16 protein-coding genes and 2 pseudogenes are annotated in these 16,337 nt (G+C 34.4%); 15 read left to right on the forward strand and 3 right to left on the reverse strand.

All coding sequences use genetic code 11. The annotated features are described in order from the left end of the window. The first annotated feature begins 11 nt into the window (after window positions 1–11). The 5 genes from LQ203_RS18815 to LQ203_RS18835 all read left to right on the forward strand — a co-directional run bounded on the left by LQ203_RS18815 (window position 12) and on the right by LQ203_RS18835 (window position 5,302). A complete protein-coding gene (locus LQ203_RS18815; RefSeq protein ID WP_230160217.1) occupies window positions 12–719 on the forward strand; it encodes a metal ABC transporter ATP-binding protein in 708 nt (235 codons plus the stop codon). Continuing rightward, entirely contained in the window at window positions 665–1,486 is an 822-nt protein-coding gene (locus LQ203_RS18820) for a metal ABC transporter permease (protein WP_230160219.1), read from the forward strand. The genes LQ203_RS18815 and LQ203_RS18820 overlap by 55 nt, the downstream gene beginning before the upstream one ends. A gap of 329 nt (window positions 1,487–1,815) precedes the next feature. Then, a complete protein-coding gene (locus LQ203_RS18825; RefSeq protein ID WP_230160221.1) occupies window positions 1,816–2,301 on the forward strand; it encodes a Fur family transcriptional regulator in 486 nt (161 codons plus the stop codon). Between the two features lie 268 nt (window positions 2,302–2,569). Then, window positions 2,570–3,673 (forward strand): NAD(P)/FAD-dependent oxidoreductase, encoded by a 1,104-nt coding sequence (locus tag LQ203_RS18830; RefSeq protein ID WP_230160223.1) that lies wholly within the window; start codon window positions 2,570–2,572, stop codon window positions 3,671–3,673. A 9-nt stretch (window positions 3,674–3,682) separates the two neighbouring features. Next, window positions 3,683–5,302, forward strand: coding sequence for a nucleoside recognition domain-containing protein (locus LQ203_RS18835; protein WP_230160225.1), 1,620 nt, complete (start codon window positions 3,683–3,685; stop codon window positions 5,300–5,302). Between the two features lie 196 nt (window positions 5,303–5,498). On the opposite strand, the gene LQ203_RS18840 is transcribed toward LQ203_RS18835, so the two are convergent. Next, a complete protein-coding gene (locus LQ203_RS18840) occupies window positions 5,499–6,266 on the reverse strand; it encodes a TIGR03943 family protein (protein WP_230160227.1) in 768 nt (255 codons plus the stop codon). Then, window positions 6,266–7,285: a permease gene (locus LQ203_RS18845; protein WP_230160228.1), complete on the reverse strand. Its 1,020-nt coding sequence runs from the start codon at window positions 7,283–7,285 to the stop codon at window positions 6,266–6,268. The genes LQ203_RS18840 and LQ203_RS18845 overlap by 1 nt, the downstream gene beginning before the upstream one ends. Before the next feature lie 483 nt (window positions 7,286–7,768). On the opposite strand from LQ203_RS18845, the gene folE2 reads away from it, so the two are divergent. The 9 genes from folE2 (at window position 7,769) to LQ203_RS18890 (ending at window position 15,227) form a co-directional block, all read left to right on the forward strand. Then, window positions 7,769–8,680: a GTP cyclohydrolase FolE2 gene (gene folE2 / locus LQ203_RS18850; RefSeq protein ID WP_230160230.1), complete on the forward strand. Its 912-nt coding sequence runs from the start codon at window positions 7,769–7,771 to the stop codon at window positions 8,678–8,680. Then, window positions 8,677–8,898 carry a hypothetical protein gene (locus LQ203_RS27705; RefSeq protein ID WP_356714787.1) on the forward strand — a complete coding sequence of 74 codons (222 nt, stop codon included), beginning with the start codon at window positions 8,677–8,679 and terminating at the stop codon, window positions 8,896–8,898. The genes folE2 and LQ203_RS27705 overlap by 4 nt, the downstream gene beginning before the upstream one ends. Before the next feature lie 379 nt (window positions 8,899–9,277). Next, on the forward strand, window positions 9,278–10,456 hold the full coding sequence (locus LQ203_RS18860; protein WP_230160232.1) for a GTP-binding protein: 1,179 nt from the start codon (window positions 9,278–9,280) through the stop codon (window positions 10,454–10,456). 40 nt (window positions 10,457–10,496) lie between these two features. Next, window positions 10,497–10,646, forward strand: coding sequence for a 50S ribosomal protein L33 (gene rpmG, locus LQ203_RS18865; protein ID WP_098373698.1), 150 nt, complete (start codon window positions 10,497–10,499; stop codon window positions 10,644–10,646). 79 nt (window positions 10,647–10,725) lie between these two features. Beyond that, on the forward strand, window positions 10,726–10,995 hold the full coding sequence (rpsN, locus tag LQ203_RS18870) for a 30S ribosomal protein S14 (RefSeq protein ID WP_214795881.1): 270 nt from the start codon (window positions 10,726–10,728) through the stop codon (window positions 10,993–10,995). Between the two features lie 76 nt (window positions 10,996–11,071). Next, complete coding sequence (locus LQ203_RS18875; RefSeq protein ID WP_230160234.1) at window positions 11,072–11,428, forward strand: hypothetical protein; 357 nt, start codon at window positions 11,072–11,074, stop codon at window positions 11,426–11,428. Window positions 11,429–11,703: 275 nt separating this feature from the next. Continuing rightward, window positions 11,704–12,882: an FAD/NAD(P)-binding protein gene (locus LQ203_RS18880; RefSeq protein ID WP_230160236.1), complete on the forward strand. Its 1,179-nt coding sequence runs from the start codon at window positions 11,704–11,706 to the stop codon at window positions 12,880–12,882. Between the two features lie 55 nt (window positions 12,883–12,937). Then, window positions 12,938–14,158 carry a GTP-binding protein gene (locus LQ203_RS18885; protein ID WP_230160238.1) on the forward strand — a complete coding sequence of 407 codons (1,221 nt, stop codon included), beginning with the start codon at window positions 12,938–12,940 and terminating at the stop codon, window positions 14,156–14,158. 145 nt (window positions 14,159–14,303) lie between these two features. Then, window positions 14,304–15,227 carry a GTP-binding protein gene (locus LQ203_RS18890; protein ID WP_230160240.1) on the forward strand — a complete coding sequence of 308 codons (924 nt, stop codon included), beginning with the start codon at window positions 14,304–14,306 and terminating at the stop codon, window positions 15,225–15,227. A gap of 83 nt (window positions 15,228–15,310) precedes the next feature. On the opposite strand, the pseudogene rpmG (LQ203_RS18895) reads toward LQ203_RS18890, so the two are convergent. Continuing rightward, window positions 15,311–15,454: pseudogene (gene rpmG, locus LQ203_RS18895) on the reverse strand (50S ribosomal protein L33); the annotation flags it as partial. Window positions 15,455–15,773: 319 nt separating this feature from the next. On the opposite strand from rpmG (LQ203_RS18895), the pseudogene LQ203_RS18900 reads away from it, so the two are divergent. Beyond that, a pseudogene (locus tag LQ203_RS18900) lies at window positions 15,774–16,328 on the forward strand (zinc ABC transporter substrate-binding protein). The last annotated feature ends 9 nt before the right edge of the window (window positions 16,329–16,337 follow it).

Here is a 16,337-nt window from a genome sequence, read left to right on the forward strand (position 1 = left end):
GAGTGACATGATTGAAACTTGTAGAAGTAAAAGCAATTAAATTTGGGTATGGCCATTCTCCAGCACTAGACGATATTTCCTTTCAAATAAATAGTAGTGAATTCATTGGGGTTACAGGACCTAACGGTGCCTCTAAATCAACTCTGTTGCGATTGTTGCTAGGCTTATTAAAGCCTTGGAGCGGAGAGATAAAAATAAGTAAAAGTAATGAAAAAGGACTACCGTTAAAAATTGGATATGTACCTCAACAAATAGCTTCATTTAATGTTGGTTTTCCAAGTACTGTTATAGAGTTGGTCCGTTCCGGGAGATTTCGTAAAGGAAAATGGTTTGCTAGATTGACTGCTCTTGACGAGAAGGTTGTTCAAAATGCTTTGGAAATGGTTGGGATGTGGGAATTTAGGAATCATAAAATCGGGGCATTATCTGGTGGTCAAAAACAAAAAATCTGTATAGCACGTGCTTTAGCAGCTGAACCAGACTTTCTTGTACTTGATGAACCAACAACCGGGATGGATTTTGAAAGTAGAAAAAATTTTTATGAATTTATGAACCATCGAGTTAAGGAGCACAACTGTACGGTCTTGATGGTAACCCATGATCAAGAAGATGTAAAACCTTTTCTTGATAAAATCATTCATCTTGAGAAGGGAGAACGAGATACGTGGAAATGTTTGACCTTGAATTCATGCGAAGGGCATTTTGGGCAGGAGGATTAATTGCCATCATTGCCCCAATATTGGGAGTCTTTCTCGTATTAAGGAGACAAGCGTTAATGGCTGATACCCTCTCACACATTTCCCTAGCTGGAGTAGCTGTCGGTTATTTCATTCATACTGATTTAACGCTTTCAAGCTTTCTTGTTGTTATCATTGGTGCCGTTGCAGTAGAGTATATGCGCAGAGCTTACCATTCTTATTCTGAGGTTTCCATTGCCATATTAATGGCTGCTGGTTTATCTCTTGCCCTCTTTTTAATGAGTATTAGTGCTGGTGGCATGACAACTAATGTGGAACAATATTTATTTGGTTCCATTGTAACTATTAGTAATCGGCAATTATATATCATGCTGATTATAACCTTAATAGTTCTCCTGTATTTTTGGATATTAAAAAGACCGCTATTTTTGTTAACATTTGATGAAGATACTGCATTTGCTAGTGGGATTAATACACATATTCTGTCACTCTCATTCAGTATTTTAACTGGACTTGTAATAGCGGTCATTATCCCTACAATTGGTGTACTGTTAGTATCAGCCCTGCTTGTCTTACCAGCTGCCTTTTCAATAAGGATAGCAAAAGGTTTCAAATGGGTAATTATTACCGCGATAATTACTGCTTTTTTCGGCATCATCACCGGTTTAAGTACTTCCTATTATTTAGGAACTCCTCCAGGAGCAACTATTACGTTGCTTCTTGTTGTCATCTTATTACTGGGATTTGCTTTTCAAAAGATTTACTTTTTAAAAAGAAAAGGTCATTGATATGTACTAAAAAGTTTTTTTGTTAACTTAGGGAAACCGTAAATCTTTCTGAGAGAAGAAGTGCCAATAATCATCTTACAGTGATAAAATGCGCACCTTCTCTCTAGAAAAATGAATAATTTTATTTATTCACATTCCAATATTTTAAATCATTTCATTATCTATTGTATTTGTCAGCAGTATCGTGTACATCGAAATTAACTATTTTTTAGGCACTCATTAAAGAGTTTATGAAAAAAATAATGAAATATACTTTTTTGATTTTCTAATGAAAATATGATTTAATTTTAATGTAAATCGAAATGATTACGATTTTAGGTGAATATAAAATGATAGATTATTTAAGACAGATGTTTGGGGGGATTATTCCATTAGGAAAGGAGTTTATAATGATGAACTTACAATATGAAATAAATTCTGTTTTAACTAGAACGGGTTATAAGATGACGAATAATAGAAAACTATTAATTAAATTGATAAGTAACAGAAACAGTGAATTTATTTCCGCCAGAATTCTTCATAAAGAGGCTAAATTAAAAATCCCCGGTATCAGTTTAGATACGGTTTACAGAACATTGGTTTTATTGGAAAAAAAAGGGTTTATAGAGAAGAAAGGTATGTGGGAAAGAGAATGTAAATATCAATTAGTGTCTGAAAATACGAGGAGTATGATAAAATGCTTGAATTGTGGGAAAAGTGAATCTCTGGATAAAGATAACTGTCCTATAGATTTCTCAAAGGTTTCCTTTAATAATCAATTTAAATTACAAAGGTTTGAGTTTTATGGGTACTGTTACGATTGTTTAGAGAAATAGTTAGTAAATCACGTTACATCAAGGGTATTGAATTATAGATATACAATAGTAATTAAAAATATTGCCCTAATCACTCACATAACATAAACAAGTTCAACTTCGAACTGTAATAGTAGGTTATGTCTATAGATTGTCTCTAAACTTCACAACATAAATCGTAATTGTTTCGATTTGTGTTGTGAAATAGAACAAGGAAAAATGGATAATAGGATTCATAATAAACGAGATTCATTTAGCTAATAAGCTTTTTATAAAAGGAGGAATATACATGATTACGATTATAGGAGGAGGCCCAGCAGGGATTGGTATGGGTGTTCTATTAAAGCAGAATGGAATAGATGATTTTATTATTTTAGAGAGGGATCAAGTTGGTTCAACATTCTTTCAATGGCCTGAAGAGACAAGGTTTATCACACCATCTTTTACTGCTCATGGTTTTAGTTATTTAGATTTAAACGCGATTTTACCTGATACGTCACCTGCATATACTTTTGGAAAAGAACACTTATCAGGGGAGGAATATGGCGAATATTTATGTATGATTGCTGAACACTATAAGTTGCCAGTTAGTGAAAATACACAAGTACATAAAGTAGAAAAAAGGGAAGAAAAAAAGTATTGGGTACAAACAAGTGAGAAGGGTGATGGTTTTTTCTCAAATTCAGTTATTATTGCTTGTGGCGAATTCCAATTTCCAAAACGTCCTTTTAAATATGGGATACATTACGGCGATGTTACCTCATGGAAAGAAATTGAAGGGGATAGAATCATTATTGGTGGTGGTGAGAGCGCAGCTGATGCGGCCTATCACTTAAATAAAGAAGGGAGAAAAGTGGATGTATATTACTCTGCGAAACAGTGGTTTGATATTGAGGTAGATCCTAGTAGGACCTTATCACCATTTACAAGAGAAAGGCTTGAATCAACAAAAGCGCTTAATGGAATCTTTGAACATCCAATGAGTAGAGCAATCTCCGTCGAAAAGGACGATGAAAAAGACATGTTTCTCATTCAATTCGAGAATGGTGATGTTGTAGAAACTAAATGGGAACCAATTATCTGTACTGGTTTTGGAAGCGGTGCGAAGCAATTCAAGGAGTTATTTGAATGGAACGAAGAAGGACTACCAATCTTAACTGAAAAGGATGAGTCCACGCTAGCCCCTTCAGTATATTTGATTGGACCGAATGTAAGGCAAAGTAATACAATTTTTTGTTTTATTTATAAATTCCGCCAAAGGTTTGCCATTATTGCTGAGGATATCATTTTCCATCATAATCTTCCTCGCAATCAAGATATTTTTGAATTGTATAAGAAGTCTGCCATGTACCTTGATGACTTATCTTGTTGTGAGAAAGGGTGCGCCTGTTAGGAGATTAATATGAAAATTGTATTATTAGGTTTAGAATCATCAGGAAAAACTACGCTACTTAAAGGATTATTACAAAAAAATTTCCCTACTCAGGGATCTAATGTTAAAGGATCTACCTCTACAATACTAGAAGTGAATGAAAATCAGACCCGGTATATGGATACACCTGGAATCCGTATAGGAGGTGAATTAGTCTCAAGTCAATATACAAGAAAAAAGATAAAATCTGCAGATCAATATTGGTTTATAGTAAGAGGCACCCACTATAAAGAGGAGATTGAAGTCTTAACAGAAGTTTTCCCTTTTGAAGATAAGCCGATTGCTGTCATAGTTAGCTTTGAAGATAAAATGGATCAAGAATCACTAAGTGAATTAAATGATTTTAAAGAAAAAAACAAATTCCCTTTATTTATAATGGACACACGAAGAGTTGATTCAAGAGTTGGGGATAAAATACGTGAGTTAGCAAGATCAGTTACTTTTGCAGAAAGTGTGGAAATTAATAATTTACGTATAAAAAAAATAAAGGACTTAAAATCACTGTTCCAAGTGCGAATCTTAGGGCCATATGTGGCTCTTATAACTTTACTAGTTATCTATTCCCTCCCAATCTTTTTAGCCTACCAGTTTTCTAAAAGAGTAGAGGGCATTGTAGAATCAACCATTGTTAATTCTCTTATTAGGTGGAGTGGAGGGGCTCCTGAAACCTTAAAAACTGTGCTCTTTGGAGATTTTGGACTACTATCATTGGGAATCTACTCCTTCGTTTGGGCTTTTCCGGTTGTGATTTTATTCGGCTTAGCTATTGCGATTACAGAAGAAAGTGGATTAAAGGATCAAATTACAGATGCACTTGATCCACTTATGAGAAAAGTTGGTTTAACCGGACAAGATCTTGTTCCTATCATTAACGGTTTTGGATGCAATGTTGTTGCAATACAATCTAGTCGAAGTTGCAACATTTGTACTAGGAAGAACTGCATTTCAGTTATTTCCTTTGGCTCTGCCTGTAGCTATCAGCTAGGAGCGTCTCTATCTGTCTTTGGTGCTTCAGGACATATCTTTCTTATTATCCCGTATATATTCATCTTGATATTAATATCACTTATTCACGGAAAAATTTGGAATAAAAAAACATTGGTACCAATGTTTAAAAAAAGAGAGACTTTCTTGCAATGGCCTTCCGGACAAACTTTATCCTATAGACTAAAGCCTGTTTTAAGTCAATTTCTTGTCCAAGCTATGCCAATTTTTTTAATTATTTGCCTGGTTGCTTCATTATTTGATTTTCTGGGATGGATGGAAATTTTAAAGGAGTTTATCGCACCCTTATTGGCTGTTATTGGCTTATCTACTGATATAGCCCCTGCATTTGTTGCAAGTTTATTCCGTAAGGACGGAATATTATTATTGAATGAAGGTTCCGGAATTATGGCAGAACAAATAGCAATAGGAGAACTATTTATTGCGGTTTTCCTCTGTAGTACATTTACTGCCTGTTTAGTAACCTTAGTAAAAATAATGAAAGAACTTTCTTTTAAAGAGGCATTCTTATTAGCTGGAAAACAAATGATAACAAGTATTTTAAGCGTTATTTTGTTTTCCATTCTTTTATCGTTGTATAATTAAGTTTCTCACTTACTATCATAAATAATAAACCCAGATGATGAAGTTAGAGGATAGAATCATATGGAATGAATTGCATTATTTATTCCCCAGTACTTTTTACTATTAAAAAGTACTATATAAAGTAAGAGCAGATTTGATAGTGACTTTATCAAAAGCTGCTCTTACTTTTGTTTATATTGGTAATAGCCTGTCTATACTATTCGGTTATATCTACATATTCATATAAATAGACATCCTTTGGAGCTTGGATTTTCTTAGAAGTGATTAATTGGATCACTGGAACGGTCTCACCATTATAGCTTCCCTTAGTTAATTTCCCTTGAATAGTGTACCAACTATTCGTTTTCATTTTTTTTACATGACCTTTAACCTGGTAACCATATAAGTTAGCATCAACGATACAACAGGTCATGGAAAGGCGAGCAATAGCAATTTGATTTTTCGGAAACTGATTCTCTCGATATACAAAACCTGAAATTTCTATTTTTCTTCCTTCGATATCTTCAATATTTGTCATTAAATAGTCCAAGACTTGAAAATAATTTTTATCGTCAACTTTTATTACATCATGTTGATGGAATGTTTCGTTCTTGGCAGAATCGTCAGACTGGATCTGTTTTTGAACAATTCCTCTCTTTGCCAATACATCTTCGCTTAATGTGAAATTAGTCAATGTAAACCCAAGTAAAATTGGTATCAAAAATAGACCATATTTGGAAATGGAGGTAAGAGACGACTTTGATTTCTCTTGATCTGTTTCACATCCACAGCAATGAACATTCTTTTTTTCTTTTTTCATTCGTAAACATCCCACAATCAAAAATGCTGCTAAGGAAATTAATGAGTATGACAGCATTTTCGGAGCAATTAATTGAGTTAAATTTCCAGATACATATAGCTTGAAAATCATTAGACCTAATCCAAGCAACAATAACGCTTCAAATTTATAAGTAAAATTTTTCACTACAAACCTCCTCTACTGATCCAGACCCCTGCTAACAGGCATAAACTAAGGACGACTAAGAAGACTAGCAATATATATATAAATACAAAACGCCATTTAAAGCATGACATCATGATAAGAGTGTTTTTCAGGTCGAGCATAGGCCCAAATACTAGGAATCCCAAAATTGAACCCGGTAAAAAACTATGGGAAAAGGAGGCAGCCACAAAAGCATCTGCTGATGAACAAAGGGAGAGTATATATGCTATTCCCATCATCAGTACTGTTCCTTGGATTTGTGAATTTCCAAGTTCGGCTAGTATTGTCCTATCAACACAAACTTGAAACACACTGGCAAATACTGCACCTATGATAAAATATTTCCCCACCATAAAAAACTCATCAGTAATATGATTAATTAAATGAGTTAATTTATGTGATAAAGAGGAAAAGTGGTCGTGTTGAGTATGATTGTGCTCATTTGCATTTTCTTTAATAATGTCTTTTCTACAAAAAATATAAACGAATGCACCTACTATAATGGCGGTAAGTATACAAATGATGACCCGTCCATATATAATTTCTGGGTTCTTTTGAAAAGCATAATAGGTAGATCCAAATACTATGATATTTAAAATGGGTGCAGTGACTAATAGAACGACACCGGCATGTATAGGGACACCCTTAATAATCAGCCTACGAACGACTGGTATAATTGCACATTCGCATACAGGTACGATCAGTGCGGCAACGATAGACCAAAAGAGTGCGGCAATTGGTTTTTTTGGTATCATTCGCTGAATTAATTCTTCACTAATAAATAAGTGTATGAACGAGGAAGCGATTGCTCCAAGAAATAGAAAGGGAATGGATTCTAAGAATAGTCCTAAAAATACAACGAACATTGAATTCAGCATAGGCATGGTTGATAGATTAATTTGAGTCGGAATAAAGCGTTCCCCCAAAAAGAAGAATCCTAGAAAAAGAAGTGATAGGATAAAAAATAATAGATTTGCCGAATAGCGTTTAAAACGCATCATATTAAGAACCACCTTCCTTACAAATCTTAATAATTACGATTTATGTTAATAAAGCATATGCTTGTCTTTATTCAACATGCTCACTTTTTTTTTCAAGTAGACATAGTTGTTAAAAGAAAAAGACTCAAAGTTTAGTAAATTCTTGATAGACTACCTGATAGAAAATAAGTAGTTTTTTTTGTCTTTAACCACTTATAAATAATTGATTTATGAAAGTAAATATTATATGGTTAAAGAACAAAGCGTAATGATTACGATTTATTATATTTTCGTACTCTTCAAAGTATTCCAGCGTAAAATGAATTTTTCTAGAGACTTGTTTAGGAACCAATCATGTGATCACTAAATGGTTTCTAAATTGTACAGAACTTTTGTACTTAACTAAATTAAGAGGAATTCCATGTAGTTTTAGAAAAAGGTATTACTCGTGATCAATATTTTTATAACTGGTAAAGAATTATTATTGAAGGGAAGTATTAAAAGATGCCAATTCTGGAATTACCTAATAAACTAGATCGACTTCAATATTTTGGTTCAGCCTGTCCTATTAATGGAGTTAAACCAACAGACAAACAATATATGCCAGACTTGCAAAACATAGAAAGAAATTATTTCTTTAAAATCGATAATGTAGGAATTAAAAAAATTAAGTATCCAGTCATTGTTAAAGCAGAATCTGAACCGGTAATTCAACAAACCATTGGTGAGTTTACACTAACTACTGAGTTGTGCAGTAATAAGAAAGGGATAAATATGAGCAGGCTCCCAGAAATTCTTCAAGAAGCCTATTCAAAGGGGATAGAAATGAATCCTCAGTCATTACGTCATTTAGCAAAACGGATGGCAGAAAGGATGGAACAGAAATCTTCAGCTGTCCAAGTGTCTTTTCCATGGTTTTTTGAAAGAACAAGTCCTGTACTGGGTATGTCAGGTCTGATGAGTGCAGATGTAAATATAGAAGTAGGCTACCAGGAGCCAGCTATATGGAAGGAAAAGATAGGGATGATAGCAACAGTTACAACACTTTGTCCTTGTTCTAAAGAAATCAGTGAATATAGCGCCCATAATCAGAGAGGAATTGTTTCTATTGAAATTGAAACTTATTCAGATAGGAGCTTCCCTCGTGATTTTAAGGAAATCATGTTAGAAGTAATTGAATCGAATGCAAGTGCTAAGCTTTATTCCATCTTAAAAAGGCCTGATGAAAAGAAGGTGACGGAACAAGCATTTGAAAATCCAAGATTTGTTGAAGACCTGATTAGACTGGTTGCTGCGGACCTATATGAATTAAGGTGGGTTCAATCATTTCATATTGAATGCCGAAATGAGGAATCCATTCATTTACATGATGCTTATGCTTCATTATCTTATGATAAAGAAAAGGTGATACCATGATACTTTCAGCAAAATACCGAGAAATTGTTGTTGAGGATGGGCAGTCCATTAATATAGGGCCAAACTCATTCCTTTTAGCTACTACAAAAGAATGGATTAAACTTCCGGGTAATATTACCGCGTTCCTAGAAGGGAGAAGTTCAGTAGGCAACATGGGACTATTTATTCAAAATGCAGGGTGGGTTGACCCAGGTTTTGAAGGGAATATAACCCCTTGAGCTTTTTAACGCGAATAGAATCTCGATAAAATTAACTATAGGTCGTTGAATTTGTCAACTTGTCTTTTCAGAAGTGCATCAACAAGCAAAATTATACAATGGTAAATACTTTGGTCAAAAAAATGCGACATCAAGTAGAATTTATAAGGATTTAGAACTCTAAAGAAAGAGATGAAAGATTTTATTTATAAAAAAAACTTGTAAATAGTAATCGTTACGATTTATAATGGTATAGCTATTAACAATAGCGGGAGAGAAAAAGCAAACCTTTATAATAAAGAATAGCTATGTATTATTAGATATTAAATCGTAATGGTTTCGGTTTGTGTGCGTAGATTATATTGATGATATAAGGGTGCTTTTTGAAAGGAGTGAAAATGTGGGTTCGAAAAGAATTCCAGTTACAGTACTAAGTGGTTATCTTGGTTCAGGAAAGACAACACTGCTAAATCACATTTTAACTAATCGAGATAATCTTAAAGTAGCTGTTATTGTCAATGATATGAGTGAAGTAAATATTGATGCTACCTTGGTGAAAAAAGGGGGATTTTCTAAAACTAACGAGAAACTGGTAGAAATGCAAAATGGCTGTATATGCTGTACGCTTAGAGAAGATTTACTGATTGAAGTGGAAAAGCTTGCACAGCTAGGAGATATTGATTATATCGTTATAGAATCAAGTGGAATAAGTGAACCAATACCCGTAGCTCAGACCTTCACCTATGTTGAAGAAAGTTTGGGAATAGATTTGTCTAGATTATGTAAGCTGGATACTATGGTTACCGTTTTAGATGCTAATCGTTTTTGGCATGATTACGCATCAGGAGAAACTCTATTGGATCGTAAGCAGGCAGTTGATGAAACTGATGAGAGGGAAATAGCCGATTTATTAATTGATCAAATTGAATTTGCTAATGTGATTGTACTGAACAAAGTCGATTTAGTATCGTCAACAAATGTTCAAGAACTAAAATCAGTTTTACAAAAATTCAATCCAGAGGCCCGTATTATTGAGAGTGAATATGCACGTGTACCACTTACTCAAGTTCTAAACACAGGACTTTTTGATTTTGAGACCTCCAGTCAGGGGGCAGGGTGGCTTAAAGAATTAAATGAAGAGCATGTCCCAGAAACAGAAGAGTATGGTATAGCATCATTTGTATATTGCCGCAATAAGCCATTCCACCCAGAAAGGCTAATGAATTGGATACATAATTGGCCAGTAGAGGTGGTACGTTCTAAAGGATTTCTTTGGTTAGCTACACGGAACGACATTTCCGGACTTCTCTCGCAAGCTGGACCTTCTCTAACTATTCAGGCAGCAGGAAATTGGATAGTGAGTCACCCCGAAGAAGAGCGAATGCAAATTTTAAAAGATGAACCAGAACTCTTGGATAGATGGGACGAAACATTTGGTGACCGTTTAACCGAATTGGTTATGATTGGAATTGATATGAGTCAAAAAGAAATTGAAAAAACCTTGGACGAATGCTTACTTACGGAAGCAGAAATGAATCAAGATTGGTCGGAATTTAAAGACCCACTACCTTCTTTTTAAGAAATATGAGTAAATATAAAACAATGTAGGAGGAAAAAAGATGAGAATTAATATTACGTTAGCATGTACGGAAACTGGAGATCGCAATTATATTACTACAAAGAATAAACGAAATAACCCGGATAGAATTGAACTAATGAAATATTGTCCACGATTAAAAAGACGTACGTTACACAGAGAAACCAAATAAAGCATTAAGAGAATAAATAAAAAAGCAAAAGCATTTATAATAAAACGTAATCGTTTCGATTTGTAAAAGGAGAATTATTATGGCGAAAAAATCAAAAGTTGTTAAAGAACAAAAAAGGCAGGAGATGGTGATGAAATATGCAGCCATTCGTGCAGAGTTAAAAGAAAAAGGTGATTTTGAAGCACTAAGAAAACTTCCTAGAGATTCTTCACCTACACGGCTTAAGAACAGATGTGAAGTAACTGGAAGGCCAAGGGGATATCTAAGAAAGTTTAAAATGTCTAGGATTGCTTTTAGAGAGTATGCTCACAAAGGTCAAATACCGGGTGTGAAAAAAGCTAGTTGGTAAAATATTCAATATTTCAACTACCGGATGTTGAAATCTGGTAGTTGATGTTTTTATGTAAATATTAAGGGGTGAAAATATGGAGCGGATTAATCCTATCTTAATGGAATTTTTACTTCGAAGTGTTATCAAAAAATTACCTGATATACACAGAGAAGTTTACCAGTATATTGAGAGTATGGAATATCAATTAGAGGAAGTTTCTGTGGATGAAAAACAATTTCTTCAGTTAATGATTGAGAAATCTCCATTTAAAGCGGCAGCAGACCACTTCTCACTCCATATCTCTACAATAAAGGAAATAATGGATGGGGCACAAATGGAAATAGATAAATCTATAGATGAACGGTGTAATCGAATTAAATGGATTGATTATACCGATAAATTTAAGCAATCCGATAAAACTACCCAGCGAGCATTTATCTTCTTATCTTAACCTTAAAACCATCTGCGCAAAAGATAACTGAACCATTCTAATTTAAGTATTGAGTTATTTTCCAATGATACTTCATTAATTTCCTTTCGAGATAAGGGAAAAAGACTAATCTGGTGACTAGTTCAATAGATTTATGTATGGCCCCATTTACCCTCACAATTAAGATTGGATGCATGCTATAAACTAGGTATATTGATGAGAAACAACAAATGGAGAGAATTTGCATACAAGGATTGTAAGTAATTATGATATTGATTATACATAAGGAGGTAGTTATGTTTAAGTGGATTATTGTTGGAGGCGGCATACAGGGAACCACATTAGCCACATTTTTATTAAAGACTGGCAAGGTAACCATTAATGAGTTAGCTATTATTGATAAAAATGCTAGGCCTTTGGAAAAGTGGAAAAAACGAGCTGATATCATATCTATGCCGTACCTTCGGTCACCGGTTGTACACCACATCGATGTTAAACCAGATAGTTTAAAAAGCTACGTGAAAAGAAACAAAAATGATTGGCCTACAGCTCTGTACGGATATTATAAACGTCCTTCACTTGATGCTTTCAATGAACACTGTAATCAGCTTATGGAAGAAGTAGCAATTAAAAAAGCCTGGATACAAGGAGAAGCATTAACCCTTGAAAAGACACATGATCGTTGGTCTGTTTCCTTAACTAATGGGCAGAAGGTATATGGAAAAAATCTTGTCTTAGCTTTGGGGATAGGTGAACAACTTATGTGGCCTGAATGGGCAAGGGATTTGAAGAAAAAAAACCCAGATAAGATATTACATATTTTCGATGATAAAGTACTGGATTTCACTTCAATTATGGCACCTATTGCTATCATAGGTGGTGGGATTACAGCTGCACATCTAGCTGTAAAAATGTCAAACCATTTTCCTGCTGAAGTTACATTAATAAAAAGGCACCCCTTTCGAATCCATACCTTTGATAGTGACCCAGCGTGGCTTGGACCAAAGAATCAGACGGGTTATCGAAAAATAACGGACTACCGAATGCGAAGAGAACAAATCAAAAACGCCAGACATAGAGGGTCACTTCCGCAAGATTTATATGCAACCTTAAAAAATAGAATAAGAAAAGGAACAATCCATGTTGCCGATCATGAAGTGATGGCGATAAAAGCAGAAGATAAACGGGTGCACTTATTCGACGATAAAAATAATAAAATCGGAACCTTTGGAATGGTAATATTAGCTACTGGTTTTGAATCATCTTTACCCGGTAAATCTCTAATACAACCTATTATAGAAAAATATCATTTAAGGTGTGCAGAATGCGGTTATCCTATTGTTTCAAAAAATTTACAATGGGGAGAAAACTTATATGTGACAGGTGCATTAGCAGAACTTGAAATGGGTCCTATAGCACGTAATATTTCTGGTGCACGTCAAGCTGCAAGTTTAATCGTAAATTCTTTATGCTAAAACATAGTATGTAAATCGAAATGATTACTATTTATTAGATGGTGAGGGAAATAAAATGAAAAAAATTCCGGTGACCGTATTAAGTGGTTATCTAGGGGCAGGAAAGACAACTTTACTGAATCATATTTTAAAAAATAGCCTAGGATTAAAAGTAGCAGTGATAGTAAATGACATGAGTGAAATAAATATTGATAGCGAACTGGTCAAACAAGGTGGTCATATTTCTCGGGTAGAAGAGAGGCTTGTTGAATTGTCCAACGGCTGCATTTGCTGTACATTACGTGAAGACTTGCTTCAAGAGGTAGAAAAGTTGGCTAGAGCAGGAGATATTGACTATATTCTCATAGAATCAACGGGGATTAGCGAGCCTATTCCCGTGGCACAAACATTTTCATATATAGATGAGAATATGGGTATCGATTTAACTAAATATTGCCGATTGGATACTATGGTTACGGTTGTAGATGCGAATCGATTCTGGCATGATTTTCATTCAGGGGATTCCTTACTGGATAGAAAGGAAGCAGTAGGTGAGAGTGATGATAGAAATATTGCTGATTTATTGATAGATCAAATTGAATTTTGCGATGTACTCATTCTTAATAAATGTGACTTGATAGAGGATGAAAACTTAAATCAATTAGAGAATGTATTACGTAAATTACAACCTGATGCTAAGCTGATCCGTACAGAAAATAGCCAGGTAGATGCAAAACACATTTTGGATACTAGACTGTTTGATTTTGATAAAGCAAGCGCCTCAGCAGGTTGGCTTCAAGAATTAAATGAAGGGCATGCTGCACATACACCCGAGACCGAAGAATATGGAATATCATCGTTTGTTTATGCAAGAAGATTGCCTTTTAATTCAGAGAAATTTTCAAATTGGATACATTCAATGCCTAAAGAAATCGTACGAGCTAAAGGGATTGCATGGTGTGCGACCAGAAATAATGTCTCTTTGCTATTTTCACAAGCAGGGCCATCAGTGACACTTGAGCCATTGTCTTATTGGGTTGCCTCTCTATCGGAACTACAACAAGAGGAGATATTTAAAAATGAACCACAAATCCTTAAGGAATGGGATATTGAGTATGGAGATCGTCATACTAAGCTAGTCTTCATTGGGATGGATATCAACACAAGAAAACTCACAAAAGAATTGGATGCGTGCTTGTTAACGGTAAGTGAGCTAGAAAGCAACTGGGCAAGGCTTCCAGACCCATTTACTTGGAATGTAAAGATAAATCTTTTTATGAATAGTAAGATTATATGATAAGTACTCAATTTGCGGAAATAAGTTTATTTAAAATGAGCAAACATGAAAACTAGTAAAAAGGAAAACAAAAGTTTGCAACAAATAAAGACATAATATTACTAACATAATTTTAAAGTAACATGTTTATTAAGGAGTAGTTAAAATGGCACAAGTAGAGGTAGTTATCATAAGTGGATTTCTCGGAAGTGGAAAAACTACTTTGTTGCAGAATCTATTAATGGATGAGAAAGGTAGCGGAAGAAAAGTGGCAGTTTTAATGAATGAATTGGGCGAGAAATCCGTTGATTCAGACATAATAGGTGACAAGGTTCCTCTACAGGAATTGTTGAATGGGTGTATCTGTTGCACGGCTAAAGATGAATTGGAAATCTCTTTATTAACATTATTCCATATGCATCAACCTGATGTAATATACATAGAGGCATCTGGTGTGGCCCATCCTATTGAAATCCTGGATGCTTGTCTGTCTCCTATCATTGCTGACCGTATATCCATACGCTCAATTATAACTACGGTTGATGCAGACAGATGGTTACAAAGGAGCAGAAATAGTCCTCAACTGAATCGCTTATATGAAGAGCAAGTAAAACATGGAGATACCTTGATCATCAATAAAACTATTCGGTTAAGTAAAAAAGAATTACAGCAAATTAAAGCTGATTTAAAATCAATAAATACAGGTGCAACTCTTCATATAACTAATTTTTCGAACATATCATTATCAGGTATTCCTTATTCCAATCGTAATTCCATTTGTGAATTTGAGAAGTTGAATGTTCATCAAAGTTTGCATATCCAATCATTAACCTATACCTTTACGAATGAAATTAAAAAAACAGATTTTGAAAATTGGTTAATGAAACTTCCTGATACGATTCACCGAATAAAAGGCTTTGTTCGATTCGAGGAAGAAAAAGGGAAAGTTAATCTATTCCAATATACATACGGTGTACCTTCTTATTATCCACAAGATATTGCTTTTAAAAATCATTTCGTTATTATTGGAGAAAATCTAGACAGTAGGAAAGTTTACTCTCAATTAAAAGATCTCGAAAATAAATATTAATAAGACGTGAACTTAAAATACTTCTATATTAAGATATGAGCTGCCATAAAGTAGAATCACCAACTATGCGAAAAATCTGCTCATTAACAATATTGGAAGCCTGTTATACGGTTTAATGTGGATCTTTTTAGGCGTGGACTATCTTTCATCAGTACTAATCCGTCCGGGTTGTTTCTCTTGTTTTTTGACGTAATGAAATTACGGTCTCCTGTTTTAGTACATGTTAATTTTTACTATCCTCTAATAATCCTTTACATTACTCTAAAATAGTTTAAAGATTTAAAACGTAATAATTACGATTTAAAAACAAAAACCTTCTATACTGGAGTGGGGATTGAAGGTTTTGCAGAAAAAGCAGTTGAAACCTTGAAAAAGGAAAACGTAAGTATTTTAAAAGCAGCAGAATGAATTGAGCTCATAGACTCAACTCATTCTGACGAACATGAACATGAAGGCGAAGAAAGACACTCTGACGAACTTGAACACGAAAGCGAGGAAACACATTCTGATGATCACGAAGGAGAGGAAGGGGCAACTGAAGATCATGTGCATGAAGACGATGGCCATGACCACGTAGATTTGGATCCCCATGTATGGTTAGATCCTGTTCTTGCCATTGACCGTGCTAACAATATTAAAAATTCGTTAAGTGATATAATGCCAGAACATGTTTCAGAGTTTGAATCTAATTTTCTTCAATTAAAAAGCGATTTAGAAAAACTAAATCAAGATTTTAAATCAACCGTCGACAACTCCAAAACGAAGTATTTATTAGTATCTCATGCTGCATATGGATATTGGTAAAGTCGATATGGAATTGAAGAGATTGCTATTTCAGGTTTATCTCCTCCACAGGAGCCTTCTCAGAAAGAATTACAAGAAATCGTTCAGGAATCAACAGAACATGGCGTCCATTATGTGATTTTCGAGCAGAATCTAACTCCAAAAGTTGCAGAGATAATTCAAAATGAAATCGGTACGAAGTCTCTTACTCTTCATAATCTAGAAGCGATAACAGAGGAGAATATAAAACAAGGTGATGATTATTTTAGCATCAATAGAAAAAATCTAGAAACCATTCAGACAGCATTAAATGAATAAAATCAAACA

Source organism: Peribacillus sp. Bi96 (assembly GCF_918698115.1).
Taxonomy (GTDB): Bacteria; Bacillota; Bacilli; order Bacillales; family DSM-1321; genus Peribacillus.

What these genes read in the sequence shown, in the direction of transcription:
- rpmG (WP_098373698.1), top strand. Translation starts at nt 10,497, where the DNA reads ATGAGAATTAATATTACGTTAGCATGTACGGAAACTGGAGATCGCAAT.
- LQ203_RS18845 (WP_230160228.1), bottom strand. Translation starts at nt 7,285, where the DNA reads ATGATGCGTTTTAAACGCTATTCGGCAAATCTATTATTTTTTATCCTA.
- LQ203_RS27705 (WP_356714787.1), top strand. Translation starts at nt 8,677, where the DNA reads ATGATACTTTCAGCAAAATACCGAGAAATTGTTGTTGAGGATGGGCAG.
- LQ203_RS18825 (WP_230160221.1), top strand. Translation starts at nt 1,816, where the DNA reads ATGATAGATTATTTAAGACAGATGTTTGGGGGGATTATTCCATTAGGA.
- LQ203_RS18830 (WP_230160223.1), top strand. Translation starts at nt 2,570, where the DNA reads ATGATTACGATTATAGGAGGAGGCCCAGCAGGGATTGGTATGGGTGTT.
- LQ203_RS18835 (WP_230160225.1), top strand. Translation starts at nt 3,683, where the DNA reads ATGAAAATTGTATTATTAGGTTTAGAATCATCAGGAAAAACTACGCTA.
- folE2 (WP_230160230.1), top strand. Translation starts at nt 7,769, where the DNA reads ATGCCAATTCTGGAATTACCTAATAAACTAGATCGACTTCAATATTTT.
- rpsN (WP_214795881.1), top strand. Translation starts at nt 10,726, where the DNA reads ATGGCGAAAAAATCAAAAGTTGTTAAAGAACAAAAAAGGCAGGAGATG.
- LQ203_RS18885 (WP_230160238.1), top strand. Translation starts at nt 12,938, where the DNA reads ATGAAAAAAATTCCGGTGACCGTATTAAGTGGTTATCTAGGGGCAGGA.
- LQ203_RS18875 (WP_230160234.1), top strand. Translation starts at nt 11,072, where the DNA reads ATGGAGCGGATTAATCCTATCTTAATGGAATTTTTACTTCGAAGTGTT.
- LQ203_RS18890 (WP_230160240.1), top strand. Translation starts at nt 14,304, where the DNA reads ATGGCACAAGTAGAGGTAGTTATCATAAGTGGATTTCTCGGAAGTGGA.
- LQ203_RS18880 (WP_230160236.1), top strand. Translation starts at nt 11,704, where the DNA reads ATGTTTAAGTGGATTATTGTTGGAGGCGGCATACAGGGAACCACATTA.